This window comes from Allobosea sp. BK604, assembly GCF_004341515.1.
Lineage (GTDB): Bacteria > Pseudomonadota > Alphaproteobacteria > Rhizobiales > Beijerinckiaceae > Allobosea.
Genome location: NZ_SLZF01000001.1, coordinates 1,052,296 through 1,078,189, shown reverse-complemented (window position 1 = coordinate 1,078,189; position 25,894 = coordinate 1,052,296). Strand labels below are relative to the sequence as shown.

The window sequence follows — 25,894 nt, the reverse complement described above, 5'->3', positions numbered from 1 at the left end:
GAACAATGCCATGCGCTTTGCGAGCTATCTCAAGGACGGTGCCCCGACGTTCGGGGCGGTGAGCGGCGAGGACGGTCTGGTGACGCTTGCGGGGCGAATCCCGGGAGTCGACGGGTTGCGAACCGCCATCGAGCGCGGCGTGCTGGCGCAGCTATGGGCGCTCGCCAGCGCCGCGAAGCCCGATCTCGCGATCGCGGACGCGACCTTCCTGCCGATCATTCCCGATGCCTCGAAGATGCTTTGCGTCGGCTTGAACTACCGCGCCCATGCCGAGGAGGGCGGCCACGCCGTCAAGGACTGGCCGGGCTATTTCATCCGCGTCGATGACAGCGTCGTCGGCCATGGCCAGGCCCTGGAAGCTCCGAAAGTATCGGAGCAGTTCGATTACGAAGGCGAGCTCGCCGTGGTGATCGGCAAGGGCGGACGCAATATCGCGGAGGCCGAGGCGCTCGGCCATGTCGCCGGCTATACCTGCTTCATGGATGGCAGCGTGCGCGACTATCAGAAACGTTCGATTTCAGCCGGCAAGAACTTCCAGTCGTCGGGCTCCGCCGGCCCGTTCCTCGTCACGGCCGACGAAATTCCGGACCCGACCAGGCTCCAGCTCTCGACCTATCACAATGGCGAGCTGGTCCAGCATTCCGGGATCGACATGATGATCCATTCGATCCCAAAGACGATCGCCTATGTCTCGACCATCATTCAATTGCGGCCGGGCGACATCGTCGCGACGGGCACGCCGGAAGGGGTGGGGCGGGATCGCAGCCCGCAGCGCTGGCTGCGTCCGGGCGACGAGATCGCCGTCGAGATCCCCGGCGTCGGGCGGCTGCTCAATCCGATTGCTGCCGCGGCCTAATCTCTAAAGACTACAACCCGCGGGATTTCGGTCCCGCGGGGTATGCCCAAGCCTGTCACACCATCATCTGGGTCACGTATTTGAAGGTCATATAGCCTTCCAGCGCCTCGGCGCCGCCTTCCGACCCGTAGCCGGAATCCTTGATGCCGCCATGCGGCACCTCCGGCAGTGACATGCCGTGGTGGTTGATCGACACCATGCCGGATTCGATGCTCTGCGAGAGCTTGTGCGCCTTGGCGGATGAGCGGGTGAAGGCATAGGCGGCGAGCCCGTAGGACAGGCGGTTGGCCTCCGCGACCGCCTCCTCGATCTCGCTGAAACGCGAGAACAAGGCGATCGGGCCGAAAGGCTCCTCGTTCATCAGCCGGGCATCGGAGCCGAGCCCCTCGATGATGGTCGGCTCGAAGAAATGGCCCGTGTTGCCGTGGCGCTTGCCGCCGAGCCTGATCTCGCCGCCCTTCTGCGCGGCGTCGGCGAGGAAGCCCTCCATCGCCTCGATGCGGCGGCCATGCGCCAGCGGCCCCATCGTGGTGCCGGCGGCAAGGCCGTCGCCGACCTTCACGGCCTTGGCCGCCTGCTCGAAGCGCCCGAGGACGGTGTCATAGACCTTGTCCTGAACCAGGAAGCGCGTCGGGGCGATGCAGATCTGTCCGGCATTGCGGAACTTGGCCATGGCGAGCGTTTTAACCGCGCCCTCGAGATCGGCGTCGTCGCAGACGATCGCCGGGGCGTGGCCGCCGAGCTCCATGGTGCAGCGTTTCATCTGCGCGCCCGCCTTGGCGGCGAGCAGCTTGCCGACGGCCGTAGACCCGGTGAACGAGACCTTGCGCACCGACGGATGGGCGATCAGATGGTCGGAGATCGTCGCCGGGTCGCCATAGACCAGGCTGAGGATGCCTGCGGGCACGCCCGCGTCGGCCAGGCACTGCACGAAGAGTGCGCAGGAGGCCGGCGTATCCTCGGGGCCCTTCAGGATGATCGGGCAGCCGGCCGCGAGCGCGGCGGCAATCTTGCGGGCGGCCTGCGAGACCGGGAAGTTCCAGGGCGAGAAGGCGGCGACGATGCCGATCGGCTCGCGCGTCACCAGCTGCATGACGTTCGGGTCCCGCGCCGGGATCAGGCGGCCATAGGCGCGCCGCCCTTCCTCGGCGAACCACTCGAGCACGTCGCCGCTATTCGTCACCTCGCGTTCGGACTCGGCCAGCGGCTTGCCCTGCTCCATGGTCATGACCGGCGCCATGGCGGCCGCGCGCTCGCGGACCAGATCGGCGGCCTTGCGCAGGATGGCGCTGCGCTTCAGCGGTCCCATGGCCCGCCAGGCCGGAAAGGCGCGCTCCGCGGCGGCGACGGCCTCGTCGAGATCGCCGGTGGTCGCGACGGCAAAGCGGCCGATCTGCTCGCCGGTCGCGGGGTTGTAGACCGGTGCGGTGGCCTTGTCCCCGCCTGGCCGCAGCTGGCCGGCCAGGAAGAGCTGGGTATCGGGATACATGCGCATCTCCATATGCTGCGGTGGATTCCGCGAGCCCTACAGGGCGACCTCGATCAGGGCAGGACCCTTCTGCGAGAAAGCGGCTTCAAGAGCCTTGTTGAAGCTCTCCATCGAGGTCGCGCGCTCGGCCGGCACGCCGAAGCCGCGCGCCAGCGAGACCCAGTCCATCCTGGGCTTGTCGAAGGAGAGCATCCGGATGGCGTTGTCGCCGGGATTGGTGATCCCGACATTCTTCAGCTCGTTGCGCAGGATCGCGTAGCGGTTATTGGCGAAAACGATGGTCACGATGTCGAGCTGCTCATTGGCATGGGTCCAGAGCGACTGGACGGTGTAGAGGCCGCTGCCATCGGCCTGCAGCAGGACGACCTTGCGATCGGGGCAGGCTATGGCCGCGCCGGCCGCCAGCGGCAGGCCGATGCCGATCGCGCCGCCGGTCAGCGCCAGATAGTCGTGCGGGGCCGAGGCCGCGAGCGCGCCGTACATGGGACGGCCGCTCGTCACCGCCTCGTCGCAGATGATCGCGTTCTCGGGCAGCAGCGCCGCAAGCGACTGTGCGAGCTTCTCGGGGCTGAACTCGCCCTCGGCGAGGCCAGGCCGCTTCAGCGCGAGGCGGGCGGCCGGATCGGCCTTGGCCCCGACTTCCTCCGCCAACGCGTCCAGTGTCGCTGCGAGATCGTGCTGGCCCGTGGCGAGTTCGACGATGCGGCAGCCTTCGGGCGCGAACAGGCTCGGCTTGCCCGGGTGAGCGAAATTGGCGACGGGCAGTTTCGCTCCGATCAGGATCACCGAGCGGGTCTCGCGCAGTGCGGTGACCGCCGCATCGGTCATGTTCGGCAGCCGCTTGATCGGCACGCGGCCGGCGCCGCGCTCGATCCGCGGGTCACGCGACTGCGCTGCTATCTCGGCGCCGAACTTGGCGGCGATCGCGGCCGCAATCTCGATCGGTTGGGCGCGGAGCGCCTCGCCGCCGAGCAGCAGCAAGGCGTTGCCGCCCTTCAGGGCATCGATGGCCTGCGCGATCGCCTTGGCGTCAGCCGCCGCACGGACCGTGCGGGCCAGCGTCGTCCCGACAGTGCCGCCTTCGCCCCAGGAGGCGTCGGCCGGCAGGACGAGGGTGGCGATCTTTCCCGCGTCCCTTTGGGCGGCCGCGATGGCCTCGGCCGCCTTGGGGCCGACTTCCTGAGCGGCCTCGGCCCGGCCGAACCAATCCGACATCGGCTTGGCCAGCGCATCGAGATCGGATTTCAGCGGCGACTCGTACCTGAGATGATAGGTGGCGTGGTCACCGACGATGTTGACCATCGGCGTCTGCGCCTTGCGGGCGTTGTGGACATTGGCGAGGCTGTTGGTCAGCCCGGTCCCGAGATGGGTCAGCGTTGCCGCCGGCTTGCCGGCCATCCGGGCATAGCCGTCCGCGGCGCCGGTCGCACCACCCTCGAACAGCGAGAGCACGCAGCGCACGCCCGGAACGCGGTCGAGCGCCGCGACGAAATGCATTTCCGAGGTGCCGGGATTGGCAAAGCAGACATCGACGCCGCCAGCGGCCAGGGTCCGCACCAGAGATTCGGCGCCGTTCATCGGGAGACTCCTTCATAGCCTGCGTCGCAGCGAGATGGCACGAGGCGTAGCCGACCATCCGCATGCCGTGGAACCGCGTCAAAGGAGCATTCCTCAACGCAGCATGAGAGTGAGGGGTGTCAGCGCCAGCGCTGGCCGCGAATCGAAAGCGAGGGCGCTGGCGTTGTGTGAGCTGAGGTCAAGCACGGGCCCGTTCGGCATGATGCTGCCCGCCACGAGCGCAGCCCGGCGTGCAGGCGGTCGCGCCGACCCTAAACCAGCCGCATGCGTGGCAGGAGATAGCCTTCATGCTCCTCGTAGACGACCTCGACGCGCCGGCCGATCCAGTTGCCTTCCGGCTCGGGCCCGATCAGGTTCGAAATCACGATCGGACCCTCGTCGAGCCTGACCGCGATGGTGTTGTAGGGCGGCGGATGGTCGTCGAAGTACTTTCGGTGGAACACGGCCCAGGACAGGATCTCGCCTGTGCCCTTGATCGGCCGCCACTCATAATCGAGCGACAGCGAGATCGGACAGACGGGCGAGGGCGGATAGCGGAAGCTGTCGCTCTGGGGGCAATATTGCAGCGCCCATTGCTTGCGCGCGATGCTCTCCCACATCGGCCCGTCATAGTGCCCCAGGACGCGGTTGGACTTGCCCATCGCTGCCTCCTCAGTGGCCGTAGATGATGGACAGCGCCTTGCCGGCGACATCCGAGGAATAGTGGACGAAGCGGCAGTCCGGCACCTGGCGCGGGCCGCATTCGCCACGGATCTGGCGGACAGCCTCGACCTGGTGGTTCCAGCCCTGCATGTAGCTCTCGGACAGATGGCCGCCGGAGGTGTTGACCGGGATGCCGCGCTCCAGCGAGATGCCGGTCTCGCGGATGAACCTGGCGGCCTCGCCGTAGCCGCAATAGCCATAGCCCTCGAGCGCGAGCGGCACATGGACCGAGAAGCTGTCATAGACCTGCATGCAGCTGACATCCTTCGGCCCGATGCCGGCCATGCCGAAAGCCTGCTCGGCGACTGCCTTCTGGGCCGGGCGGTAGAAATTGGTCAGGCGCGGCGTGAGGCTGGTCGCCTCGCGGCTGAGATCGTAGCGGCCGATGCCATGGATCACCGCCGGCTTCTTCTTGCAGCGCCGGGCGCGCTCGGCGCTCATCATGATGAAGGCGACGCCGCCGTCGTTGATCAGGCAGTAGTCGAACAGATGCAGCGGCTCGGTCACGTAGTGCGAGGCGAGATAATCCTCGATCGTGATGCGCTTCTGCATGATCGCATGCGGATTGAGGCTGGAATGCAGGCGCTGCGCCACGGCGACCTCCGCCATGTCGCGCTCGCTGAAGCCGGTATCGTGCATGAAGCGGCGCAGCATGATGGCGTAGAGTGCGCCCTGCGAGGTGAAGCCCCAGGGAGCATGGTAGATATAGGACAGGAAGGCGTTGCCGCCGGCCGCGTTGCTGCCACCATAGTTGACCGCAGCGGAGCGCTGGTCGTTGCCGTAGACGAGCGCCACGACCTCGCACATGCCGCCATGGATGGCGAGCGCCGCAGCCTGGATGCCCATCATCGCATCGGCCTGCACGCCCCAGCGCGGATCGATGCCGAGGACCTCGCACATGCGCTCGTGCGCGGTTGGCGGGCCGGAGACCAACCCGTCGATCTCGCTTTTGTCGATGCCGGCATCTTCGAGCGCGCGTTTGAATGCGATGGCGCCGTAGCCGAAGCTGTCATGGGGTTTGGTGCCGCCGCGCACTGCCGCGTAGTCGGCTATCCAGTCGCTATGTCCGACGCCCGCGATGGCGGCGACGCCGGCCATGGCGCGGCTCAATTGCTTTTCGCTCATGCTAGCCTTCGGTTCGCAGTGGCCGTGCATCCGGCCGGTGCCGGAAATTCGCGTCGCGACGCGGCAGGGTCAAACGATGAAGACCGGGCCTTGCTTGAGTTTTCGGCGTCTGTTTCAGACCAGCCCTTTGCCCCGGTGCAGCTTTGCAGCCGTATGTGTCTGCACCGTCTCGAACGTCGTGCCCCCGATCAGCTCGATCACCTCGAAACCGCGCTCGGTGACGTCGATCGTCGCCAGATTGGTGTAGATGCGCTTGACGCAGCCGGCTGCCGTCAACGGATAGGAGCATTGTTCCACCAGCTTGCTCGCGCCCTGCTTGGTGGTGTGGTCCATCGCGATCCAGATGCGCTTGGCCCCGACCGCGAGATCCATCGCCCCGCCGACCGCGGGGGCGGTATCGTTCGAGGAGGTCGACCAGTTGGCGAGGTCGCCGCGCTCGGAGACCTCCAGCGCGCCGAGCACGCAAAGGTCGATATGGCCGCCGCGGATCATGGCGAAGCTCAGCGCATGGTCGAACAGGCTCGCGCCTGGCCGCAGCGTGACATTCTGCTTGCCGGCATTGACCAGCCAGGGGTCGACCTCGCCTTCCGGAGCCGGCCCCATGCCGAGAATGCCGTTCTCGGACTGGAACATCACCTCGCGGCCCTCAGGCACGAGATCCGCGACCAGGGTCGGGATGCCGATGCCGAGATTGACGTTCCAGCCCTCGGGAATGTCGCGCGCGACCCGGCCGGCGATCAGTTTGCGGGCGGCGAGTTCCGGCCCCACCATGCGGTCTGCGGCAGCTCTCATGACGCGCTCCTTCAATACTCGATCGCGGCGAAGGGCGGTGCGTAGGGCACCTCGACCACCCGGTTCACGAACAGGCCGGGCGTCACCACCGCTTCCGGAACGATGGTCCCGGCCTCTACGACGCGCTGCACCTGGACGATCGAGAGCGCGGCGGCGGTGACCATCACCGGGTTGAAGTTCCGGCCGGAGCCACGATAGGTCAGATTGCCGAAACGATCGGCCTCCCAGGCCTCGATCAGCGCGACATCGCCCCTGAGCGGCGTCTCGAAGACATAGTCCTTGCCGTCGATGCTGCGGGTCTCCTTGCCCTGCGCCAACAGCGTGCCAGCCCCGGTGCGGGTGTAGAAGCCACCGATACCGGCGCCACCGGCGCGGATGCGCTCGGCCAGGGTGCCTTGCGGCGTGATCTCGAGCTCAAGCTGGCCGGCGGCATAGAGTTCGCTGAAGACGGCTGCCGTGCGCGGATAGGAGCACACGATCTTGCGGACGCGACCGAGCTTCATCAGCCGGGGCAGGCCGCTGCGACCGACGCCGGCATTGTTGCAGACGATGGTAAGATCCTTCGCGCCCTGCTCGATCAGCGCGTCGATCAGGGCCATGGGATGGCCGACCTGGCCGAAGCCGCCGACCAGAACCACCGAGCCGTCGGTGATGCCGGCCATCGCATCGGCCAGGCTGGTGACCTGCTTGTCGATCATGCGCTGGCCTCGCTCTTCGGCGTGAACATCGGCAGGGCGCGCCCCTCGGCCGTCTTCACATAGGTGACGCGTACGGCATCGCCGATCCGCAGGGATTCGGGGTCGCAATCGACGATATTGGTCATCATCGTCGGGCCCTCCGTCAGCGTGACGTAGGCCATGACGTAGTTCGGCTTGGCGCGGCGCATGATGCTGAAGGAATAGATCGTCCCTTCGCCCGTGCCTTCGACCCATTCGGTCTCGTCGCTGCTGCAGAAGGGGCAGATCGTGCGCGGGTACCAATGCGCCTTGCCGCAGCTGCGGCAGCGCCGCACCAGGAAGCGGCCCTCGGCCGTCCCGGCCCAGAAGGCCTCGGTCTCGGCGGTCGGAACCGGCTCGATGAAAATGCGTCCGTCCGACATGTCTCAGCCTCGCTCGAGGATCAGGGTGGCGCTGGCATGGCGTACGCCGAGCTGCCCGCCGATGCCGTTGGCGAGGGCGAGATCGCAATTCTTCACCTGCACGGCCGGATGGGCCTCGCCGCGGACCTGCCGGACCGCCTCGATCACCTTGGTCATGCCGCCACGGTTGCCAGGGTGGTTGTTGCTCAGGCCGCCGCCATCGGTGTTGAAGGGCAGCTTGCCGACCCCGGAGATCAGGTTCCCGTCCGCGACGAAGCGGCCGCCTTCGCCCTTGGCGCAGAAGCCGAGATCCTCGAGCTGCATCAGCACCGTGATGGTGAAGCTGTCATAGAGCGACACGTATTTGATGTCGGCCGGCACGAGCCCGGCCTGCTCGAAGGCGGTGCGGCCCGACCAGGCGGCGCCCGATTGCGTGATCTCGAAATAGCCGCCCTGCTGGTGCTGTGGCCGCTCGCCGGTTCCGATCACCTTGACCAGCGGGCGCTTCAGGCTGCGGGCGATCTCCTCGCGCGTCACGATCAAGGCGCCGCCGCCATCGGTGACGACACAGCAATCGAGACGTCGCAGCGGATCGCAGACCACGGGCGAGGCGAGCACATCCTCGACCGTGACGACGTCGCGGCTGAAGGCATGGGGATTATGCTGCGCGTGCTGGGAGGCGGCCACCTTGATCCAGGCGAGCTGCTCGCTGGTCGTGCCGTAGAGGTGCATGTGCCGCATCGCGGTCATGCCGTAGACATTCAGGATCTGGATGCCGAAGGGCTGTTCCCACTGGAAGTCCGGCTGGTTGGGGTCGTCGCGACGCACGAGCCCGCCCTTGCCGCGTCCCTCGGCCCGCGGCCTTCCCGCCAGCGTGATCAGCGCGACATCGCATTTGCCGGCGGCGATCGCCTGCGCGGCATGGGCGACATGGATCACATAGGACGAGCCGCTGGTATTTGTGGTGTCGACATGGCGCAGCTTGTTCAGGTTGAGGTAGTCGGCGATCGAGAGCGGGCCGGTGCCGGGCGCATCCGGGCCGCAGAAGAAGCCGTCGACATCGTCCTTCGACAGCCCGGCATCGGCGAGCGCGCCGAGCGCGACCTCGGCCTGGATCTGCGCCAGCGAGCGGTCCGCGGCGTCCCGTGTGGGGTGTTCGTAGGCGCCGACGATGTAGGCGAGAGCAGGGCGTGACGGCATGCCAGATCCTTCGAAATCGGCCGGAATAGGGCGTCTGGAGGCCGGCCGGGTCAAGGGATTTGGCGGCAGCTTTGGTTGAGTTCGCCTCACATTCGCTGCATGGCCGACAAGCAGGCAGGGCGCCGGGACGTCCTGCCTGCAGACGCTTATGGCACTGCTATTTCTGGACGAAACCGAACTCGCCGAGCCGCTTGCTCGTCACCTCACGCTCGTTGGTGATGAAGGCAGCCGTGGTCGCGGCGTCGACCCGCTCGATGGTCATGCCGAGCTGTTCCGCAGCATTCTTGACCTCGGGTGTCGCGATGGCCTTCGCGAGCACATCCGTCCAATAGCCGACGATCTCGGGCGAGACGCCCTTCGGCGCGACCATGGTGTAGAAGGTCGCAATCGAGACATCGTAGCCTTGGCTCTTCACCGTCGGAATATTTTCGAAGCCCGGGATTGGCTCGTCGCGCAGCGAGCCGAGATAGCGGATCTGCCCGGCCTTCGCGAGGGACTGCGTATCCCCGATCCCGCAGACGCAGATCTCGAGATGCCCGCCGAGCATCTGGGTCAAGGAGGTCGCTCCGGAATCGTTGACGATGACGCGGACCTTCTTGGGGTCGACGCCGACGAGCTGGGCAAAGCGCAGCACCGCCAGATGGTTGTTGTTGCCGGCGGTTGTGCTGATCGCGAAGCGGTAGGCACCCGGATCCTTCTTGAGCGCCTCAGCAAGATCCTTCGTCGTCTTCAGCGGCGAATCCGCCTTGACGATGAAACCCAGAGGGACGTCGAAGAGACGTGCCAGGGGGGTGACCTCCTTGAAGGTGTTCGGCTTGTTCATCAGGATCGCGGTGCCAATCCAGGACGAGGCGAGCAGCGTGATGTAATGGCCGTCGCCGGCATGCCCGCCAAGATAGGAGATCGCCTGGCTCGAACCGGCGCCGGGTTTGTTCACCACCGTCATCGTCGTGTCGATCAGCTTGTGACGCTCGATCGCCTGCGCAATCAGGCGCGCCTGGGCGTCGATCGAGCCGCCGGCTCCGGCGCCGACGACGAGCTCGACATTGCGGCTTGGCTTCCACTCGGCGGCGCCGGCGGGAGCGACGACAAGCAGGCCGAGCGCCATTGCGCCCAGCAGCGCGGCTTTCATCAGCGCGGCTTTTCGGATGGTTCGCATGCTTCCTCTCCTGTCGGTCGTTTCTATCCGGCCGGCCCGTCAGGCCGAGACTGCGGCAAGCTCGGCGGTGTTGGGTCGGTGAACCTGGTGCCGCTCGTCCAGGACGTTGATCGGCCTGCCTTCGAGGAAGCCCAGGATCGCCTCGAGCTGGCTGGTGTGGTAGAAGCGCATCTGCTCTTCGGTGACGTAGCCGCAATGCGGCGTGACCAGCAGGCCGGGGGTGTTGCGCAGCGGATCATCCGGCGCCAGCGGCTCGCTCGCGAAGACGTCGAGCGCCGCGCCGGCGATACGCTTCTCCGCCAGCGCCCTGACCAGGGCGTCGTTGTCGACGATCGGCCCGCGCGAGGTGTTGATCAGGAAAGCGCTCTTCTTCATCAGCGACAATTCGCGGTCTCCGACCATGCCGACGGTGCGTTCGGACAGTCGCAGCAGCACGGTGAGGAAATCGGCGCGCCGGAAGAGCTCGTCCTTCGAGACCAGTTCGGCGCCGGCGGCGCTCGCCTGCTCCTGCGTCATGTTCTGGCTCCAGGCGATGACCTTCATGCCGAAGGCGCGGCCGAAACCGGCGAGGTTGGGGCCCAGGCGTCCGAGCCCGAGCACGGCCAGGGTGGAGCCGCGCAGCGACCGTGCCAGCCCGACCTGCCAGCCGCCTGACCGCACCGACTGGTTCTCCGGAACGATGTTGCGGGCGAGCGCCATCAGGAGCGCGAAAGTATGTTCTTCCGCCGGCACGCCGCCGGCGCCGCCCGGCCGCGCTCCGCAGACGGTGATGCCGAGCTTGGCTGCCTCGGCGATATCGACGACCGAGCTGCCGGTGCCGCCCAGGACGATCAGCTTCAGATTCGGCAGCTTCTCGATCAGCCCGATCCGCATCGTCGTGCGCTCGCGGACGATGCAGACGATGTCGAACGGCTCCAGCCGCCGGCGCAGGCCTTCGACATCGGCATCGGGCACGTGGTCGCGGAAGACGGTCACCTCATGACCCGGCGGCAGCCGGCTCCAATCGGCGCAGCTTCGGGCGATGTCCTGATAATCGTCGAGGATGGCGATGCGCATGCGCAGGTCTCCGCAAGGTCTGTCGGCCGAACGGCCGGTGTCGGGCGCGGCCATAGCCGCCGGATCAGGCGTTCTCGGCGCTCTCGGCGATTTCCCTGCTGCGCAGCAACGGCAGCACCACCGGCAGCAGGAAGCAGGCGAGCGAGACGAGAAGCAGCCCGAGGCAGATCGGGCTCTTCACGAAGATCGACGGATCGCCGCCGGAGAGGATCAGGGCCTGCCGGAAGGATTTCTCCAGCGTGTCGCCGAGCACGAGGCCGAGCACGAGCGGCGCGATCGGCATCTCGATCTTCTTGAAGATGTAGCCGAGCACGCCGAAGGCGAGCAGGAATTCCAGCTCGACGACATTGGTGTCGGTCGCATAGATGCCGATGACCGAGAAGACCAGCACGAGCGGCATCAGGATGCCGGTCGGCGTGTAGAGGATGCGGACGAACAGGCCGATCAGCGGCAGGTTCAGGATCAGCAGCATCACGTTGCCGACATACATGCTGTTGACCAGGCCCCAGAACAGGCCGGGATTGTCGTCGATCATGCGCGGCCCGGGCTGGATGCCGAACATGATGAGCACGCCGAGCAGTACGGCCGTGGTGACGGAGCCGGGAATCCCCATGGCGAGCATCGGCACGAAGGAGCCGGAGGCGGCGGCATTGTTGGCGGCTTCCGGACCGGCGACGCCCTCGATCGCGCCCTGGCCGAATTCCTGGGGGCGCTTCGAGAGGCGCACTTCCGTCGCATAGGAGATGATCGAGGCGAGAACGCCGCCAATGCCCGGCAGAACGCCGAGGAAGAAGCCGATCACCCCACCTCTGACGATCGGACCGGCGGAGCGGCGCCAGTCCTCGCGGGTCATCCAGGTCGAGCCGCTGAGCTTGATGATCTCGGTCTTGCCCTGGCTCTTCTCCTCCAGGGTCAGGAAGACCTCTCCCAGGGCGAACAGGCCGATGGCGATGATCGGGAAGGCAAGGCCGTTCTCGAGATCCTGCAGGCCGAGCGTGAAGCGGGTCGATCCGGTCTGCGAGTCCAGGCCGATCGTCGCGATCATCATGCCCGTCACGACGGCGATGATCGACATGCCCGGCGATTTGCCTGACAGCGCCGAGACGGCGGCGAGCGAGAAGATCATCAGCCCGAAATATTCCGCCGGACCGAAGCTCAGCGCGAGCTTCGACAGCGCGGTCGCAAGCGCGGCAAGTCCGATGACGCTGAGCGTGCCCGCGATGAAGGAGCCCCAGGCGGACACAGCCAGTGCCGCGCCGGCCCGGCCCTTGCGCGCCATCTGGTAGCCGTCGATGCAGGTGATCATCGACGAGGCCTCACCCGGCGTATTGATCAGGATCGCGGTGGCGGAGCCGCCATATTGCGCGCCGTAATACATGCCGCAGAGCAGGATCAGCGCCGAGGTCGGGTCCATGCCGTAGGTCACCGGCATCAGCAGGGCGATGCCCGCCACGGGACCGATTCCGGGCAGGATTCCGAGGATCGTCCCCAGCAAGGTGCCGACGAAGACATAGAGCAGGTTGAGCGGCAGAAGCGCGGTTTCGAAACCCTGCAGGATATAATGGATGGCGCTCATGGGATTGCTGCCGGTCAACCGCGGAAATGATTGGTCAGGGCTTCGACCACATGCCCGGCGGGCAGTTGCGCCCCGAGCAGCACGGCCAGCAGCACGTAGCTGATGACGGCGAAGCTGAGCGAGACTGCAAGGTTCGTGCGATGCTTGCCGGGGTTGAACACCGTCATCAGCACGATCAGGTAGATCGCCGTCGCCAGCGGATAGCCGAGCCATTCGAAGACGAGGATATAGACCAGCGTCCAGGCGCTGACGGGGAGCAGGGGCGACCAACGAATGGCGCTTTCGGCGCGCGGCGCCGTCGCCGTCTCGCGCCGCGCCTTCAGGTGCTCGAGCGAGAGCACGACGACGCCGACCAGCATCAGAGCGACGAGCAGGTACGGGTAGGCGCGCGGCCCCGCGGGATCGGCGAAGGGCGAGACGAAGATCTGGGTCGTCCCGTAGAAGTAAAGCGCTGCGACCAGCGCAGCGACACCCGCGACGATCAGTGGCATTGCGCCGGGCCTGCAAGGGTTTGCCGGGAGCGGGGTATGCCATCGGAGACGCCGGAGCCGTTCAGGCAATCCTCGGGTCCTGCCGCGGCAATCGCCGACGCCTCTTCGACTCCTGAAAGGTGCAGACGCATCTCCGACCGTTCCTCGCTGTCGATAGGGGGAGAGGCAAGTCGGAAGACCGATGTGAGTATTGGCGCGCGCACCCTGGTGCGGAACGCGTCCCTGCTCAATCGACGGTCGATCCGGACGAGCCTCCCACAGCCGACCTTGTTGTTGATTGCGACGCTAGCAATGCGGGATTCCGCGGGTCAAACGACATTTGAAACGGAGTGGGTGAGTTTGTGTCGTTCCAGGCGACGGGTAGAGAGGCCGCGCTCCGCACTCAGCCGAGGTGAGGCTGGTTGGGGGGCGTCGGGGCAGCGGTTCTGCTCTCGGCATGCCGACGTGCTAGAACAATCTCACGCCGATGGCGGGATATCGAGGAGCAATCGGACCAGGACTTAACCAAAGAAAACACAACGCGAAGGGAGGACCAAACGATGCGCTTGAACGGTCTCGAACTTGTTGCTCTCACCGGGTTGCTGGCGCTCAGCGCGACCGGCGCCCGAGCCCAGACTGCCGAGATGACCTTCTTCGTCACCAGCGCGGGCTCCGGCAAGGGCGCGGATCTGGGCGGCCTCGAAGGAGCGGATGCGATCTGCCAGCGCCTTGCCCAGGCAGTTGGCGCCGGCGGCAAGACCTGGCGAGCCTATCTGTCGACGCAGGCAACGGGCGGGGCACCTGCAGTGAATGCGCGCGATCGGATCGGGGCCGGACCGTGGCGCAATGCCAAGGGTACGGTGATCGCCAGCGGCGTCGCCGACCTGCATGGTGCCGCGACGAACCTGACGAAGCAGACGGCGCTTACCGAGAAGGGCGAGATCGTCAACGGCGGCGGCGATACGCCCAACACGCACGACATCCTGACCGGCTCGCAGGCCGATGGCACAGCCTTCGCCCCGGGCGAAGACCGTACCTGCGGCAACTACACCAAGAGCGGTACGGAGGGCGCGGTGATGCTCGGGCACCATGACCGCAGGGGACTCGACGACTCAGCGGCAGCGAAGTCGTGGAACATGTCGCATCTCTCGCGCGGCGGCTGCAGCCAGGATGCCCTGAAAAGCACCGGTGGCGCCGGCCTTCTCTACTGCTTCGCCGGCAATTGACCTGATCAGATCGATTGCCTTCGACGCTGGCGCCCGTTGCACGCCTCCAGAGCATCGGCCCGAAAAGTGGATTGCGGTTTTCGGAAAGGCCGATGCGAAAACAAGAAGCTAGATCATCGGACCGGATACGATATCCGGTCTGATGATCTAGCTGGTTTGCCCGAGACGGAAATCCGGCCGCCAGCCCAGCTCGCTGATCGCCTTGTCGATCGATACCGTGCCGCCCGGCTCGGCGATGTTGTACGGACCCGGGCGTCCATGGTCGACGGAGAGGAAGGCGGCATAGGCGGCCGCCTCGACATGGACGGGTGACGTGCCGTTCGGCTCTGAGGTCCAGGTGCCCGGCCCGTAGAGCTCGCCATAGCGCAGGACGATCCCTTCGAAGGCGCTGTCCCGAAGGACAGTGTCTTCGAGCGGGACGATGCCTTCGCCGATCGAAATCGCCCGCGCGCCCGTCGCCGCCAGATCGAGCGGATCGTCCTCGCGATAGGGCGTGTCCTTTGGCGCATAGGCCCAGGCGATGCTCTGCGCGATCAGCCGCCCGGCGCCGGCGAGGCGGGCGGCCTGCGCGAGATTGGCCGTGCCCTCCCGGCGCAGGCGGGCATTGCGCTTGCGGATTTCGTCCTGTGCCGCCGGATCGAGGCTGGCGGAGAGATCCGAGAGATCGGTGAGCTGGTGGATGACGACATCCGGAGAGGCTCTTCTCACGGCACCTCCGAGCGCGCCTCCGTCGAAAACGTCGACCATCTCGACGCGAGCGCCGAGGGCCTCCAGCCTGGTTTGCCCCTCGGTCGTTCGCGTCATGCCGGTGACGATATGGCCGGCATCGCGCAGCAAAGGGATCAGGGAGCGCCCGATGACGCCGGAGGCGCCTGCCAGAAAGATTCTCATGTCCGGTCTCGATGCCGCTCTCCGGTAGCCGGAGAGGTCGGTTGCTTGGCGTCGGTTGCTTGCTGTCGGTTACTTGCCGTCCGCGACGGCGAAAGGGTCGTTCGCCGGATCATCGTTCCACGCATATTCGGCGCCATGGGCGATCCGCTCGGCGACGGCGCGGCCGTAGATCTTCTCCACCAGTCCGAGCGCCATGTCGGTTCCGGCCGATACGCCCGACGAGGTGATGTATTTTCCGTCGACGACCCAGCGCGCACTGCTGCGCCAATGCACTTCGGGGTCCTGGCTGGTGGCGAATTTGTAAGCCAGCTTATTCGAGGTGGCGGCCCGACCCTTCAGGAGCCCGGCCTTGGCGAGAACAGCCGATCCCGTGCAGACCGAGGTCGTCCACTCGGTCCCCTCATCCTGCCTGCGCAGGAATTCCAGCATGGCGGGATTGTTGACCTCCGTCCGTGTCCCCATGCCGCCGGGGATCATCAGGATCTCGAGCTGAGGCGCCGTGGCGAAGGAATAGGTCGTCACCGTCGCGACGCCCTGGGCGGAGGTCACCGCGCCGCCATGCTCTGACACCATGACCAGCTCGTAATCCGGAAGACGGCCCCACATCTGCACCGGGCCAAAGACGTCGAGCGTCTCGAAGCCCGGGAAAATCACGATGCCGAGCTTCTTGGTCTTCGGCTTCGCCGGCTGGGCCTGCGTCGTCATCGGCGCTCCTTGTGCATGTGCGGTGGGCACGCCGGCCCGGTCGGTCGCCGGTCCCGGCTGGATTTGCGCCGACGGCGGAACTGGTTGGGCCAGAGCATGGGGCGCATTGCCCAGCAAGAGCAATGGACCCAGCCAATGCAGGATCGCGAAGCGAAGCATGCGTTTCATGGTGTCCTCGACTTGATCGCCGGGGAAGCCATGCGCCACTCAAGCGAGCTCTGATAGGACCAAAAGCGCGCTTTCCTGATGTACCAAAACTGCCAGCAGCCGACTGGGCGGCTTCCAGGTCATTGGACCAAGTATCGCATCCGGTGCGATGACCTGGGTCCCCGCTTTTGCATCGGATTTTCCGAAAGCCGCGCCCCAGTATTCGGGCATATGCGTTAGCGGGCGAAAACGCGGTGCGGCATGGCCTCGGCAATCCCCGTGGCGCGTTGCAGGTGGTGCCTGACATGCCCTTCGGCCTGGCTGGCGTCGCCTGCGAGGATGGCCCGCGCGATGTCGCGGTGCTCAGCGAGCGAGGCTGCGATGTTCTCGGGCTTCAATGTCCCGGCGAGCTGGTACATCAGGAGCGGCAGTCGGAGCTGCCGCGTCAGCCTGAGCAACTGCTCGTTGCCGCTCGCAGTCACCACTGCGTCGTGGAACTGGTGGTTTTCGTCGATATAGCCCGCGCCTGGCGCGCGCGGGTGCTCGCCCCAGATCGGCTCGATCTCGCGCTCGAAGCGTTCCCGCGTCGCTGGATCGGTCATCGCCTCCGCTGCCAGCCGCGCGGCGAGCGTCTCCAGTCCGATCCGGATCTGGAAGAGCTCCTTCATTTCCCGCAGCGTCAGCCGGCGGACCAGGGCGCCGCGATGCGGCACGATCTCGAGAAGCCCTTCCGCCGAGAGACGCCGGAAAGCCTCTCGCAGCGGCCCTCTGCTGACACGCAGATCCCGCGTCAGATCGGCTTCGATCAGCCGCTGTCCCGGAGCGTAGCGGCCCTGGAGGACGCCATTGCGCAAATGATCGAGCACATATTCGACGGTCCCGCCGCGGGCCGGGCTGTCGGCATGTTCAGGGACCAGCGAAGCGTCGGCCAGGTGATCGTCCAGTGTCGCCATGAGGATGTGCCTACCAGTCCGAAACACGGTTGACAACGTTTCCGCCTGCAATATTGTCCTACAAACTTAAAAGACAAAATACGCCGAAAGCGGCGAAGAGGAAACGCCAGAAACCCCGACCAGGGATGATCGCACGGCTCTCGCCGCTGCGAGGCTTTCGCTTCGGCCCGCGCCAGATACGGCAGGAGGAGCGCTATGTTGATTGGCAAGGCCGGACCCGCGATCACCGGCATCTGTACGTCCGACCCGGATCGGATCGAGATCCGCGGCAAGGATTTCGCCAACGAGATCATGGGCCATTACGGCTTCACGGAGTTCTTCTTCTTCCTGGTCACGGGCAAGAAGCCATCGGAGCAGCAGCGCTATTTCCTCGACCTTCTCCTGGTGGCGATCGCCGAGCATGGGCTGACGCCCACGGCCCAGGCGGCGCGCATGACGCTCGCCGCGGCCCCTGACGCCCTGCAATGCGCGGTGGCGGCGGGCATCCTCGGTTGCGGCACGGTCGTGCTGGGAACGGCCGAGCTCTGCGCCAAGATGCTCGCCGAGGCCGCGGCCCGGGTCGATGCGGGCGAGGATCCGGACGCGGTCGTCAACGACATCGCGGCGAGGACGCGCCGCGAGGGCGGCAAGATGCCGGGCTTCGGCCATCCGATCCATCATCCGGTCGATCCACGCACCGAGCGCATCTTCGCCCTGGTCGAAGAGCGCGGCATCGCTGGCCGCCATCTCGACCTGCTGAAGCGGATGCGCGGCGCCGTCGCGGCCGCCTGGGGCCGGCCGATGCCGCTCAATGTTTCCGGGCCGATCGCCGCCGTGCTGATGGACCTCGATTTCCCGCACACGATGATCAAGGCCGTGCCGATCCTGGCCCGCACCGCGGGACTGCTCGGGCATCTGGCCGAAGAGCAGCGGCGGCCGATCGGCTTCCTCCTCGCGCACCATGCCGAGGAAGCCATCACCTACGACCCGGCCGGCTGAGCAAAGGACTGGATAGATGCTCCAAGAGCCCGATATCGAGACGCTTCCCTGGCCCGAGCAGCATGCGCAGGATGACCGCCTCTACCGCGAGCAGGTTCGCTATCTCTTCGATAAGTCGCGCTTCTTCTGCGAGAAGCTGAAGGCGAACGGCTTCGCGACGCCGGAATCCGTCGGCGGCCTCGACGATATCGGGGCGCTGCCGCTGACCGAGAAGGACGAGCTGCGCCAGAGCCGCAATGACGAACACCCGATCGGGACGCATCTCGCGGCCCCGCTGGAAGAGGTCGTGCGGATCTTCTCGACCAGCGGCACGACCGGCATTCCGAGCTACATCCCGCTGACTGCCGGCGACCTGGAGAACTGGGTGCGGACCTCGGCGCGCAGCTATGGCGCCAGCGGCCTGAACAAGGGCGAGCGCATCATCTCGACCTATAATGCGGGCCCGTTCGTCGCGGGCGCGGCGCTCGATTCCTTTCCGCGGCTCGGGCTCTGTCATATTCCTGTCGGAACCGGCAATACCGAGCGGCTGCTCGCAGCGGTGAAGCTGCTCAAGCCACAGATCCTCGCCTGCACGCCGTCCTACGCACTGCATCTGGCCGAGATCGGCGAGGCGCGCGGCCTCGATCTGCGCAATAGCAGCATCAAGCGGATCATGGTTGCGGGCGAGCCGGGCGGCGGCGAGCCGGCCATGCGCGAGAAGCTCGAGGAGGCCTGGAACGCCAAGGTCACCGAGGCGATGGGCATCGGCGACATCTCCGTCTCGCTCTGGGGGGAGTGCGAGGAGCAGCACGGGATGCATTTCTCCGGCCGCGGCTTCGTGCATTTCGAGCTGATCGACCCCGAGACCGGCAAGCAGGTCCCCGTCACCGATGGAGCCAAGGGCGAGCTGGTCTATACGCATCTCAGGCATCGCGGCGCGCCGCTGCTGCGCTTCCGCAGCCGCGACCATGTCATGGTCTGGACCGGCACCTGCCGCTGCGGCCGGACCTCGCCGCGCGTGCGCTGCATCGGCCGCACCGACGACATGCTGATCGTCCGCGGTGTCAACGTGTTCCCGTCGGCGATCCGCGAGGTCGTCAACCGCTTCGCCCCCGCAGTCAGCGGCGTCGTCTCGGTTCGCCCGGCGGCCAAGGGCGTCAAGCAGGCCCCGCCGCTGAAGGTCATCGTCGAACTGGCTGAGGGCACTGACGCCTCGGACGGCCTGCGCGAGAAGATCGAAAGCGACATCCGGGCGACGCTGGTGGTGACCACCGCAGTCCAGCTCGCGCCGGCGGGAACGCTGCCGCGCAGCGAATACAAGTCGCGGCTTCTCGACTTCTCCGAGGCTTCGGCGGAGGCGCTCGATGCCTGATACCGCGTGCAGGGCGAGGCTGCGGCCATGACCGCGGCGATCATCCAGGCGGTGCTCCTGTCGCTGACGGTCGCAGCCCTCTATGCGGCCGTCGCCGCGGGGCTCACGCTCACCGTCGGCGTCACCCGCATCATCAATTTCGCCCATGGCGAATTCGTCATGCTCGGCGCCTTCCTGACCTATTGGCTCTACACCCGCTTCGGCCTGTCGCCCTGGCTGGGTATGCTGGCCTCGGGCGTCGCGCTCGGCCTGTTCTCGATGCTGGTCTATCGGGGCTTCCTGGCCCGTGTGCTGAAGCAGGACGAGCATAACCAGCTCCTCGCAACGCTCGGGCTGTCGATCCTGATCCTCAACATCGCGATCATCCTGTGGTCGCCGGATCCGCGCGTGATGCAGGCGCCCGCGCTGCTGCCCTCGGCCCAGTTCGCAGGCGTGACCATTCCCGGCAACAACATCGTGGTCGCGATCGTCGGCCTGCTGCTGTTCCTGGTCATGCTCGGCATCAAGAACCACACGCGCTACGGCACGCAGATGCGCTTCGCCAGCGATGATCCGGCACTTGCCATGCATGCCGGGATCAATGTCGATCGCATCTTCGAATTGTCCTTCGTGATCGGCGGCGCGGCTGCCGGCCTTTCCGGCGGTCTGGTCGCGCTGGTGCTCTATGTGCAGCCCACGGTCGGCGTCGACCTGGTCATCCGCGCCTTCGCCATCATCGCGCTCGGCGGCCTCGGCAATATTCCCGGCGCGCTGATCGGCGCCGCCATCCTCGCGCTGGTCGAGGGGCTGATCAGCACCTTCGTGCCGGGCGGTGGCAGCTGGGGCTTTGGCGTCGCGTTCCTGATCCTGCTGCTCGTCCTCCTGGTGCGGCCGAGCGGCCTGTTCGGCAAGCAGGTGCACGCATGAGCGCCGGCCTCCTCGCCCGTATTGGACTCTATGCGGCGATCGCGGCGCCGCTCCTGCGGATCGCCGCCTCGGACCGGCCCTTCCTAGTCCAGGTCGCGATCGGCACGGCGATCTCGGCGATCCTGGCGCTGGCCTGGGATATCCTTTCGCGCACCGGCCAGGTCTCGCTCGGCCATGCCGCCTTCTTCGGCATCGGCGGCTACGGCTCGGCACTGCTGACGCCGGTGCTCGGCCCGGTGCTCGGCTGGACCGTCGGCATCCTGCTCTGCGGTGTCGTTGCGCTGCTGCTCGGGGCGGTGACCCTGCGCCTGCGCCGGCTCTATTTCACGATCGCGACCCTGTCCTTCAGCCTGTCGATCCATGTCGTGATCCTGGTCACGCCGGGACTGACCGGCGGTTCGACCGGGATCATGCCGCCGGTGATCGCGGGTGGCTCGCCGCCGCTCCAGCTTCTGTTCATCACCGGCTGCCTGGTCGTCGCCGCCGTCGTCAGCGACGTGTTCCTCGGCGGCCGCTTCCGCCCGGCCTTCTTCATGATCCGCAACAATCCCGATCTCGCCGCGGCCTCGGGCGTGCCGGTGACGCGGCTGAAGATCCTGGCCTTCGTCGTTTCCGGCATGGTCGCGGGCCTGGCAGGCGCCTGCTATTGCGGGCTCTACGGCTACGTGATCCCGGACGACGTCTTCACCACCAACTGGAACGTCCTGCCGCTCGCGGTCACCATCCTCGGCGGCATGGACACGACGCTGGGCCCGGTGGTTGGTGCGGTGGTGCTGCGCCTGCTCGAAGAGGTGGCGCGCCATCTCGTCGGCGGCGTCGGCTATCAGGTCGTCTATGGCGCGGTGATCATCCTGTTCATCGTCGGCATGCCCGAGGGCCTCGTCGGCTTCGTCCGTCGGCTCATCAGGTCGCGGCGGCGCCAGGCCGCCGAGCCCGGGCAGGCGTCGGCCAAGGCGAGGCTCGCGCTGTGACCGCCCTCAGCATCGAGCAATGCACCGTCGCCTTCGGCGGCCTCAGGGCGATCGACGACGTGACGCTCGCGCTGCCGGCGCAGGCGATCACAGCGCTGATCGGGCCGAACGGCTCCGGCAAGAGCACCTTCGTCAACATGGTCTCCGGGCAGATCCCGCCGCGCAGCGGCCGGATCAGTCTCGGCGGGGAAGCGATCACCGGGCTGCGGCCCGATCTGATCGTCCAGCGCGGCCTGGCGCGAACCTACCAGGTGCCGAAGGTCCCAAAGGAGCTGACGATCGAGGAGGTGATCTCGGTCCCGCTGCTCTATGCCGGCTCCGGCCGCGCGTTGCCGGGCGGCGCGCGCAATGCAGGGGATCTCGCCCGCTATTGCGGGCTGCGCCCCGCCGTCACCACGCGTTGCGGCCAACTCTCGGTCTCGGATTTGCGCCGGCTGGAGATCGCTCGGGCGCTCGCCTGCCGCCCGTCCGTGCTGCTGCTCGACGAGGCCATGGCCGGCCTGAGTCTGGAGGATACCGAGCAGGTGATCGGGCTGGTGCGCGAGATCCATGCTTCCGGCGTCACCATCGTGGTGATCGAACACGTCATGCGGATCATCGCTCGCCTGTGCGGCCATGCCGTGGTGCTCAACCAGGGCCGTCTCCTCGCGGAAGGGCCGCCGCAGGAGGTGCTGCGCGATGCGGGCGTCCGCGAAGCCTATCTCGGCAAGGGGTTTTCGCTGTGAACCGGTTCGAGGTCACGATCGAGAAGGCGGGCTATGGCGAGCTCGTCGTGGTGCCGAGCCTGTCGCTCGAGGTCTCCGGCGGCGAGCTCCTGGTCCTGCTCGGCCCCAATGGCGCCGGCAAGACGACCTCGCTGCGCGCGCTCGTCGGTACCGTCGAGACGGCGGCGCGCCGGCTCAAACTCGATGGCCAGGATCTCTCGGCGCTGTCGGCCTGGCAGCTCGCCCGCGCCCGCATCGCCTTCGTCCCCGACGGTGCCCGCTGCTTCGCCAACGCCACGGTAGAGGAGAATCTGCGCGGCGCTTTCGAGGCGCTGTCGCCGCGCGATGCGCATGGCGAGCGCCGCCGCCTGTTCGAGCTCGTCTTCGAGCTCTTCCCGATCCTGCGCGAGCGCCTCGGCCAACTCGCGGGCTCGATGAGCGGCGGCCAGCGCCAGATGCTGGCGGTGGCGCGTGCCCTGATGATCGAGCCCAGGGTGATGGTGCTGGACGAGCCCTCGGCCGGGCTCGCGCCGAAACTGGTCGAGGAATTGTTCGAGGCGCTCGGCCGGATCAAGTCGACGAGCGGCTGCGCCATCGTGATGGCGGAGCAGAATTTCGCCGCGGCGATGAGCGTCGCCGATACCTGCCTCGTGCTCGACGAAGGGCATGTCGCCCTGACCGGGACGATGGAGGAGGTCACCCGCAACGAGAAGCTCAGGATCGCCTATCTCGGATTGTGAGCCGCGTATCTACGCCAAGATGACTGCAAGCAAAGACCTGCGCCCACGAGCAGGCGAATCCAGGGAGGAATGGACGATGTGGACCAAGCTGAGACGTCTCATGGCCGGCGCCATGCTCGCCGGAACGGCAATCGCCGCCCCCGCGCTCGCGCAGCAGGGGCCGATCAAGATCGGCGTGCCGCTGCCTTTGACCGGCGCGCTGGCCGGCGGCGGCACGCAGATCCTCTGGGGCATTCAATATGCCGCCGACGAGATCAACGCCGAAGGTGGGCTGTTCGGGCGCAAGATCGAGCTCGTCGTCGAGGATACCAAGGGTGAGCCCAACACCTCCGCCGGCATCGCGGCGAAGCTCGCGACGCAGGACAAGGTCGATGCCTTCGTCGGCGGCTTCGGCAGCACTTCGGATTTCGCGCTGCTCAGTGCAGTGCAGCGCTACGAGCCGATCTTCGTCCATCCGGGCTCTTCCTCTGTGCGGCTGGAGGAGACCTTCGGTAAGAACGACTGGTATTATCACGTCTATATCTGGGACTATCACCGCCAGAAGGCGGCGGTGAACTTCTTCAAGAGCATTCCGGGCGTGAAGACGCTGGCGATCGCCTATGAGGACAAGCTCTACGGCACCGATGGCGCCAAGTTCACCCAGCAATATGCCAAGGAGGCGGGGCTGGAGGTCGTGATGAACGAGCCCTTCCGCGCCGGCACTCCGGATTTCGCGCCGATCCTGAACCGCGCCAAGGGCCTGAACCCCGATGTCCTGTTCCTGATCGGCTATTCCGGCGACAATATCCAGATCGCGCGCCAGGCGGCGCAGCTCGGCATCAAGCCCAAGCTGCTGGTGACCCAGGGCGCCGGCGAGAAGCGTTCCGATTTCGGCCCGGCCGGCGACAATGTCGTGGTCGTCGATCTCTGGTCCGCGAAGCAGACGACGCCCGGCTTGGCCGAATGGGTGAAGAAGGCCGAGGCCAAGCGTGGCGGCGAGGTCGTGTCGAGCGCGGTGCAGGGCTATGTCGCGATGCAGACGCTGCGGGACGCGGCCAAGGCGGCGGGCTCCTGGGACAGGGCGAAGATCCTCGCCAATCTCGGCTCGATGACCTTCGACACGCCCTACGGCAAGGTCGCCTATACCGCCTCGGAAATGGGCGGCAAGCACCAGCTGATCACCGACAAGAGCATGATCGCGGTGCAGTACAAGCCCGATGGCGGCCAGGAGGTGGTCTGGCCGGCCGAAAAGGCGGCGGCGAAGATCACCTATCCCGCGCCCTGACGCCCGTATCCGGCACGATCGGCCCGGCCGTCATGGCGGCCGGGCAGAGGCTTTCGAAGATTGGATTTCCGATGTCCCAGACATTCTCCGAGCGGCTGCGCCAACCGGGCCTGATCGTCGCGCCCGGCGTCTATGATCTGGTTTCGGCGAAGCTCGCCGACCAGGCCGGGTTCGACGCGCTCTATATGACCGGCTTCGGCGTCGTCGCCTCCCATCTCGGCTATCCCGATGCCGGGCTCGCCACCTATTCCGACATGGTCGGGCGCGTCCGCCAGATCGCCGATCAGACCGCGACGCCCCTGATCGCCGATGGCGATACCGGCTATGGCGGGCTTCTCAACGTCGACCATACGGTGCGCGGCTACGAGGCGGGCGGGGCGCAGGCGATCCAACTCGAGGACCAGGAATTCCCGAAGAAATGCGGGCATACGCCAAGCCGCCGCGTGATCCCGCTGGCGGATGCGGCGCGCAAGATCAAGGTCGCTGCCCAGGCGCGCTCCTCCGGGGACTTCAAGATCATCGCCCGAACCGATGCCCGCACCGCCCATGGTCTCGACGAGGCGCTGCGGCGTGGCGAGGCCTTCCTGAAGGCCGGCGCCGACATCCTCTTCATCGAATCGCCGGAAAGCGTGGAGGAGATGGAGCGCATCGGCCGGGCCTTCGACGTGCCCTTGCTCGCCAATATGGTCGAGGGCGGCCGCACGCCGATCCTCGCTCGCGCGGAGCTTGAGGCGCTGGGCTACAGGATCGCGATCTATCCGGTGGCGGGGTTGCTCGCGGCGGCACATGCGCTGCAATCGGTCTATGCGCATCTCAAGGCGACCGGCTCGACCCGTGATTGGGCCGGCGGGTTGTCCCAGTTCTCGGATTTCGTCCGGATGATCGGCTTCGAGCGGGTCTGGGAATTCGAGCGTGCGAATGCCGAGAGCGAATAGGGATGGCTTCGGCTGAAACGCTTCAGGCCTGGGGTATCACGCCAGCCGCGCGCCCGACCATTGCCCGCGGATCACCATGTCCCGCGCCGTTTCCTCGACGAGCGACATGACGGTCGCCGCCGCGGGCGACAATGTCGCCTCCGCCGCGTGACAGAGCACGATGGTGCGGTGGCAGCCCTCGGCAAAGGGCTTTGCCCGCACGCGACCCTGCTCGACATCCATCCGCAGGCAGCCCCCGGGCAGGAGCGAGACGCCAAGCCCCGCCTCGACGCATTGCGTGATCAGGGCGATGGCGTCGACCTCATACCTGACATTGAGCGGCAGGGAGCGGGCACGGAAATGCCCTTCGGCCGAGGCGCGCAGGCCGTTGCCCACCGAAGGCAGGATGAATTCGCGCCGGGACGCCTCGATGAAGCTGATATGGATTTCGGACCTCGTCTCGTTCGGGCGGACCTGCTCGACGAAGAGAAGCTCCTCCTCCAGCAGAGGTTGGCAGAGCAGGCCCGAGGCCGAGCGTGGATTCGCCATCACCGCGAAATCCAGCTTGCCGCCGCGGATATTGGTGCTCAGTACATGGCTATGCTCCTGCTTGAGCTCGAGGCGCATGTCGGGATAGCGCGCCGTGGTCAGCTGCAGCATCGGCAGTGCAAGTACGGTCATCAGGCTGTGCGGCAGGCCGACGGTGACGACGCCCGAGGGGCGCTCGACCGATTTGCGCACGTCGAGCCGAGCCCGGTCGAGCTGCTTGAACACGATCTGGCAATGCTCGTAGAGCCGCGCACCCGCCTCGGTCGTCGCGACGCCCTTGGCGGACCGCTGCAGGAGGGGCGTGCCGAGCTCCTCCTCCAGCGCCTGGATGCTCTTGCTCAGCGCCGGCTGGGCGACATGCAGGCTGTCGGCCGCTTTGCTGATGCTCTTCGCCTCAACGACATTGCTGAAATAGCGGAGCTTGCGGAGATCCATCATCGGCCAGGTCCGGCGATTTGCGACAGGGCATTCCTCGAAGGAATGCCCTTCTAACAACATGATATTTGCCGACTTG

General features: G+C 66.6%; 26 protein-coding genes. 10 read left to right on the top strand and 16 right to left on the bottom strand.

Annotated features, from left to right (window positions below; all coding sequences use genetic code 11):
- Window positions 1–10 precede the first annotated feature (10 nt).
- On the top strand, window positions 11–856 hold the full coding sequence (locus EV560_RS05245) for a fumarylacetoacetate hydrolase family protein (RefSeq protein ID WP_131854629.1): 846 nt from the start codon (window positions 11–13) through the stop codon (window positions 854–856).
- A gap of 55 nt (window positions 857–911) precedes the next feature.
- Here EV560_RS05245 and EV560_RS05240 read toward each other — a convergent pair whose 3' ends face one another.
- From EV560_RS05240 to EV560_RS05185, 12 genes are all read right to left on the bottom strand, one after another.
- Entirely contained in the window at window positions 912–2,345 is a 1,434-nt protein-coding gene (locus EV560_RS05240) for an NAD-dependent succinate-semialdehyde dehydrogenase (protein ID WP_131854628.1), read from the bottom strand.
- A gap of 36 nt (window positions 2,346–2,381) precedes the next feature.
- A complete protein-coding gene (locus EV560_RS05235; protein WP_131854627.1) occupies window positions 2,382–3,923 on the bottom strand; it encodes an acetolactate synthase large subunit in 1,542 nt (513 codons plus the stop codon).
- Window positions 3,924–4,174: 251 nt separating this feature from the next.
- Window positions 4,175–4,564 carry a Zn-ribbon domain-containing OB-fold protein gene (locus EV560_RS05230; protein WP_131854626.1) on the bottom strand — a complete coding sequence of 130 codons (390 nt, stop codon included), beginning with the start codon at window positions 4,562–4,564 and terminating at the stop codon, window positions 4,175–4,177.
- A 10-nt stretch (window positions 4,565–4,574) separates the two neighbouring features.
- On the bottom strand, window positions 4,575–5,750 hold the full coding sequence (locus tag EV560_RS05225) for a thiolase family protein (RefSeq protein ID WP_131854625.1): 1,176 nt from the start codon (window positions 5,748–5,750) through the stop codon (window positions 4,575–4,577).
- Window positions 5,751–5,864: 114 nt separating this feature from the next.
- Window positions 5,865–6,542 (bottom strand): 3-oxoacid CoA-transferase subunit B, encoded by a 678-nt coding sequence (locus EV560_RS05220; RefSeq protein ID WP_248311892.1) that lies wholly within the window; start codon window positions 6,540–6,542, stop codon window positions 5,865–5,867.
- 11 nt (window positions 6,543–6,553) lie between these two features.
- On the bottom strand, window positions 6,554–7,237 hold the full coding sequence (locus EV560_RS05215) for a 3-oxoacid CoA-transferase subunit A (RefSeq protein ID WP_207907955.1): 684 nt from the start codon (window positions 7,235–7,237) through the stop codon (window positions 6,554–6,556).
- Window positions 7,237–7,641 (bottom strand): Zn-ribbon domain-containing OB-fold protein, encoded by a 405-nt coding sequence (locus EV560_RS05210; RefSeq protein ID WP_131854623.1) that lies wholly within the window; start codon window positions 7,639–7,641, stop codon window positions 7,237–7,239. The genes EV560_RS05215 and EV560_RS05210 overlap by 1 nt, the downstream gene beginning before the upstream one ends.
- A gap of 3 nt (window positions 7,642–7,644) precedes the next feature.
- Window positions 7,645–8,820 carry a thiolase domain-containing protein gene (locus tag EV560_RS05205; protein ID WP_131854622.1) on the bottom strand — a complete coding sequence of 392 codons (1,176 nt, stop codon included), beginning with the start codon at window positions 8,818–8,820 and terminating at the stop codon, window positions 7,645–7,647.
- Window positions 8,821–8,977: 157 nt separating this feature from the next.
- Window positions 8,978–9,979 (bottom strand): Bug family tripartite tricarboxylate transporter substrate binding protein, encoded by a 1,002-nt coding sequence (locus EV560_RS05200; RefSeq protein ID WP_131854621.1) that lies wholly within the window; start codon window positions 9,977–9,979, stop codon window positions 8,978–8,980.
- Between the two features lie 39 nt (window positions 9,980–10,018).
- The gene (locus EV560_RS05195; RefSeq protein WP_248311891.1) at window positions 10,019–11,035 is read right to left on the bottom strand and encodes a D-2-hydroxyacid dehydrogenase family protein; all 1,017 of its coding nucleotides are present in this window, start codon (window positions 11,033–11,035) and stop codon (window positions 10,019–10,021) included.
- Between the two features lie 64 nt (window positions 11,036–11,099).
- Window positions 11,100–12,611: a tripartite tricarboxylate transporter permease gene (locus EV560_RS05190; protein ID WP_131854619.1), complete on the bottom strand. Its 1,512-nt coding sequence runs from the start codon at window positions 12,609–12,611 to the stop codon at window positions 11,100–11,102.
- A gap of 14 nt (window positions 12,612–12,625) precedes the next feature.
- Window positions 12,626–13,102 carry a tripartite tricarboxylate transporter TctB family protein gene (locus tag EV560_RS05185; protein WP_131854618.1) on the bottom strand — a complete coding sequence of 159 codons (477 nt, stop codon included), beginning with the start codon at window positions 13,100–13,102 and terminating at the stop codon, window positions 12,626–12,628.
- A 539-nt stretch (window positions 13,103–13,641) separates the two neighbouring features.
- Between EV560_RS05185 and EV560_RS05180 the strand changes: the two genes are divergently transcribed.
- Window positions 13,642–14,307, top strand: coding sequence for a hypothetical protein (locus EV560_RS05180; protein WP_131854617.1), 666 nt, complete (start codon window positions 13,642–13,644; stop codon window positions 14,305–14,307).
- A gap of 147 nt (window positions 14,308–14,454) precedes the next feature.
- Here the strand turns inward: EV560_RS05180 and EV560_RS05175 are convergent, their stop codons facing one another.
- From EV560_RS05175 to EV560_RS05165, 3 genes are all read right to left on the bottom strand, one after another.
- On the bottom strand, window positions 14,455–15,198 hold the full coding sequence (locus EV560_RS05175; protein WP_131854616.1) for an NAD-dependent epimerase/dehydratase family protein: 744 nt from the start codon (window positions 15,196–15,198) through the stop codon (window positions 14,455–14,457).
- A 69-nt stretch (window positions 15,199–15,267) separates the two neighbouring features.
- Entirely contained in the window at window positions 15,268–15,903 is a 636-nt protein-coding gene (locus EV560_RS05170; RefSeq protein ID WP_131854615.1) for a DJ-1/PfpI family protein, read from the bottom strand.
- Between the two features lie 383 nt (window positions 15,904–16,286).
- On the bottom strand, window positions 16,287–17,003 hold the full coding sequence (locus EV560_RS05165; RefSeq protein ID WP_131854614.1) for a GntR family transcriptional regulator: 717 nt from the start codon (window positions 17,001–17,003) through the stop codon (window positions 16,287–16,289).
- Between the two features lie 195 nt (window positions 17,004–17,198).
- On the opposite strand from EV560_RS05165, the gene EV560_RS05160 reads away from it, so the two are divergent.
- The 8 genes from EV560_RS05160 to EV560_RS05125 all read left to right on the top strand — a co-directional run bounded on the left by EV560_RS05160 (window position 17,199) and on the right by EV560_RS05125 (window position 24,852).
- Window positions 17,199–17,981, top strand: coding sequence for a citryl-CoA lyase (locus EV560_RS05160; protein ID WP_131854612.1), 783 nt, complete (start codon window positions 17,199–17,201; stop codon window positions 17,979–17,981).
- Between the two features lie 16 nt (window positions 17,982–17,997).
- Window positions 17,998–19,332, top strand: a complete 1,335-nt coding sequence (locus EV560_RS05155) for a phenylacetate--CoA ligase family protein (protein WP_131854610.1) — start codon at window positions 17,998–18,000, stop codon at window positions 19,330–19,332.
- 27 nt (window positions 19,333–19,359) lie between these two features.
- Window positions 19,360–20,238: a branched-chain amino acid ABC transporter permease gene (locus EV560_RS05150; protein ID WP_131854608.1), complete on the top strand. Its 879-nt coding sequence runs from the start codon at window positions 19,360–19,362 to the stop codon at window positions 20,236–20,238.
- Window positions 20,235–21,209: a branched-chain amino acid ABC transporter permease gene (locus tag EV560_RS05145; protein ID WP_131854606.1), complete on the top strand. Its 975-nt coding sequence runs from the start codon at window positions 20,235–20,237 to the stop codon at window positions 21,207–21,209. Before EV560_RS05150 ends, EV560_RS05145 begins: the two co-directional genes overlap by 4 nt.
- On the top strand, window positions 21,206–21,934 hold the full coding sequence (locus tag EV560_RS05140) for an ABC transporter ATP-binding protein (protein WP_131854738.1): 729 nt from the start codon (window positions 21,206–21,208) through the stop codon (window positions 21,932–21,934). The genes EV560_RS05145 and EV560_RS05140 overlap by 4 nt, the downstream gene beginning before the upstream one ends.
- Window positions 21,931–22,653 (top strand): ABC transporter ATP-binding protein, encoded by a 723-nt coding sequence (locus tag EV560_RS05135; RefSeq protein ID WP_165923325.1) that lies wholly within the window; start codon window positions 21,931–21,933, stop codon window positions 22,651–22,653. Before EV560_RS05140 ends, EV560_RS05135 begins: the two co-directional genes overlap by 4 nt.
- Window positions 22,654–22,729: 76 nt before the next feature.
- A complete protein-coding gene (locus EV560_RS05130) occupies window positions 22,730–23,917 on the top strand; it encodes an ABC transporter substrate-binding protein (protein ID WP_165923324.1) in 1,188 nt (395 codons plus the stop codon).
- Window positions 23,918–23,988: 71 nt separating this feature from the next.
- On the top strand, window positions 23,989–24,852 hold the full coding sequence (locus tag EV560_RS05125; protein ID WP_131854600.1) for an isocitrate lyase/PEP mutase family protein: 864 nt from the start codon (window positions 23,989–23,991) through the stop codon (window positions 24,850–24,852).
- Between the two features lie 36 nt (window positions 24,853–24,888).
- On the opposite strand, the gene EV560_RS05120 is transcribed toward EV560_RS05125, so the two are convergent.
- Window positions 24,889–25,818 carry a LysR family transcriptional regulator gene (locus EV560_RS05120; RefSeq protein WP_165923323.1) on the bottom strand — a complete coding sequence of 310 codons (930 nt, stop codon included), beginning with the start codon at window positions 25,816–25,818 and terminating at the stop codon, window positions 24,889–24,891.
- Window positions 25,819–25,894 lie beyond the last annotated feature (76 nt).

Bases quoted from the DNA above. Each gene is read 5' to 3' on its own strand.
- EV560_RS05145 (WP_131854606.1), top strand. From the start codon at position 20,235: ATGAGCGCCGGCCTCCTCGCCCGTATTGGACTCTATGCGGCGATCGCG.
- EV560_RS05185 (WP_131854618.1), bottom strand. From the start codon at position 13,102: ATGCCACTGATCGTCGCGGGTGTCGCTGCGCTGGTCGCAGCGCTTTAC.
- EV560_RS05190 (WP_131854619.1), bottom strand. From the start codon at position 12,611: ATGAGCGCCATCCATTATATCCTGCAGGGTTTCGAAACCGCGCTTCTG.
- EV560_RS05225 (WP_131854625.1), bottom strand. From the start codon at position 5,750: ATGAGCGAAAAGCAATTGAGCCGCGCCATGGCCGGCGTCGCCGCCATC.
- EV560_RS05165 (WP_131854614.1), bottom strand. From the start codon at position 17,003: ATGGCGACACTGGACGATCACCTGGCCGACGCTTCGCTGGTCCCTGAA.
- EV560_RS05210 (WP_131854623.1), bottom strand. From the start codon at position 7,641: ATGTCGGACGGACGCATTTTCATCGAGCCGGTTCCGACCGCCGAGACC.
- EV560_RS05160 (WP_131854612.1), top strand. From the start codon at position 17,199: ATGTTGATTGGCAAGGCCGGACCCGCGATCACCGGCATCTGTACGTCC.
- EV560_RS05130 (WP_165923324.1), top strand. From the start codon at position 22,730: ATGTGGACCAAGCTGAGACGTCTCATGGCCGGCGCCATGCTCGCCGGA.
- EV560_RS05195 (WP_248311891.1), bottom strand. From the start codon at position 11,035: ATGCGCATCGCCATCCTCGACGATTATCAGGACATCGCCCGAAGCTGC.
- EV560_RS05235 (WP_131854627.1), bottom strand. From the start codon at position 3,923: ATGAACGGCGCCGAATCTCTGGTGCGGACCCTGGCCGCTGGCGGCGTC.
- EV560_RS05125 (WP_131854600.1), top strand. From the start codon at position 23,989: ATGTCCCAGACATTCTCCGAGCGGCTGCGCCAACCGGGCCTGATCGTC.
- EV560_RS05170 (WP_131854615.1), bottom strand. From the start codon at position 15,903: ATGACGACGCAGGCCCAGCCGGCGAAGCCGAAGACCAAGAAGCTCGGC.
- EV560_RS05200 (WP_131854621.1), bottom strand. From the start codon at position 9,979: ATGCGAACCATCCGAAAAGCCGCGCTGATGAAAGCCGCGCTGCTGGGC.
- EV560_RS05175 (WP_131854616.1), bottom strand. From the start codon at position 15,198: ATGAGAATCTTTCTGGCAGGCGCCTCCGGCGTCATCGGGCGCTCCCTG.
- EV560_RS05150 (WP_131854608.1), top strand. From the start codon at position 19,360: ATGACCGCGGCGATCATCCAGGCGGTGCTCCTGTCGCTGACGGTCGCA.
- EV560_RS05245 (WP_131854629.1), top strand. From the start codon at position 11: ATGCGCTTTGCGAGCTATCTCAAGGACGGTGCCCCGACGTTCGGGGCG.
- EV560_RS05205 (WP_131854622.1), bottom strand. From the start codon at position 8,820: ATGCCGTCACGCCCTGCTCTCGCCTACATCGTCGGCGCCTACGAACAC.
- EV560_RS05180 (WP_131854617.1), top strand. From the start codon at position 13,642: ATGCGCTTGAACGGTCTCGAACTTGTTGCTCTCACCGGGTTGCTGGCG.
- EV560_RS05230 (WP_131854626.1), bottom strand. From the start codon at position 4,564: ATGGGCAAGTCCAACCGCGTCCTGGGGCACTATGACGGGCCGATGTGG.
- EV560_RS05155 (WP_131854610.1), top strand. From the start codon at position 17,998: ATGCTCCAAGAGCCCGATATCGAGACGCTTCCCTGGCCCGAGCAGCAT.
- EV560_RS05120 (WP_165923323.1), bottom strand. From the start codon at position 25,818: ATGATGGATCTCCGCAAGCTCCGCTATTTCAGCAATGTCGTTGAGGCG.
- EV560_RS05220 (WP_248311892.1), bottom strand. From the start codon at position 6,542: ATGAGAGCTGCCGCAGACCGCATGGTGGGGCCGGAACTCGCCGCCCGC.
- EV560_RS05240 (WP_131854628.1), bottom strand. From the start codon at position 2,345: ATGTATCCCGATACCCAGCTCTTCCTGGCCGGCCAGCTGCGGCCAGGC.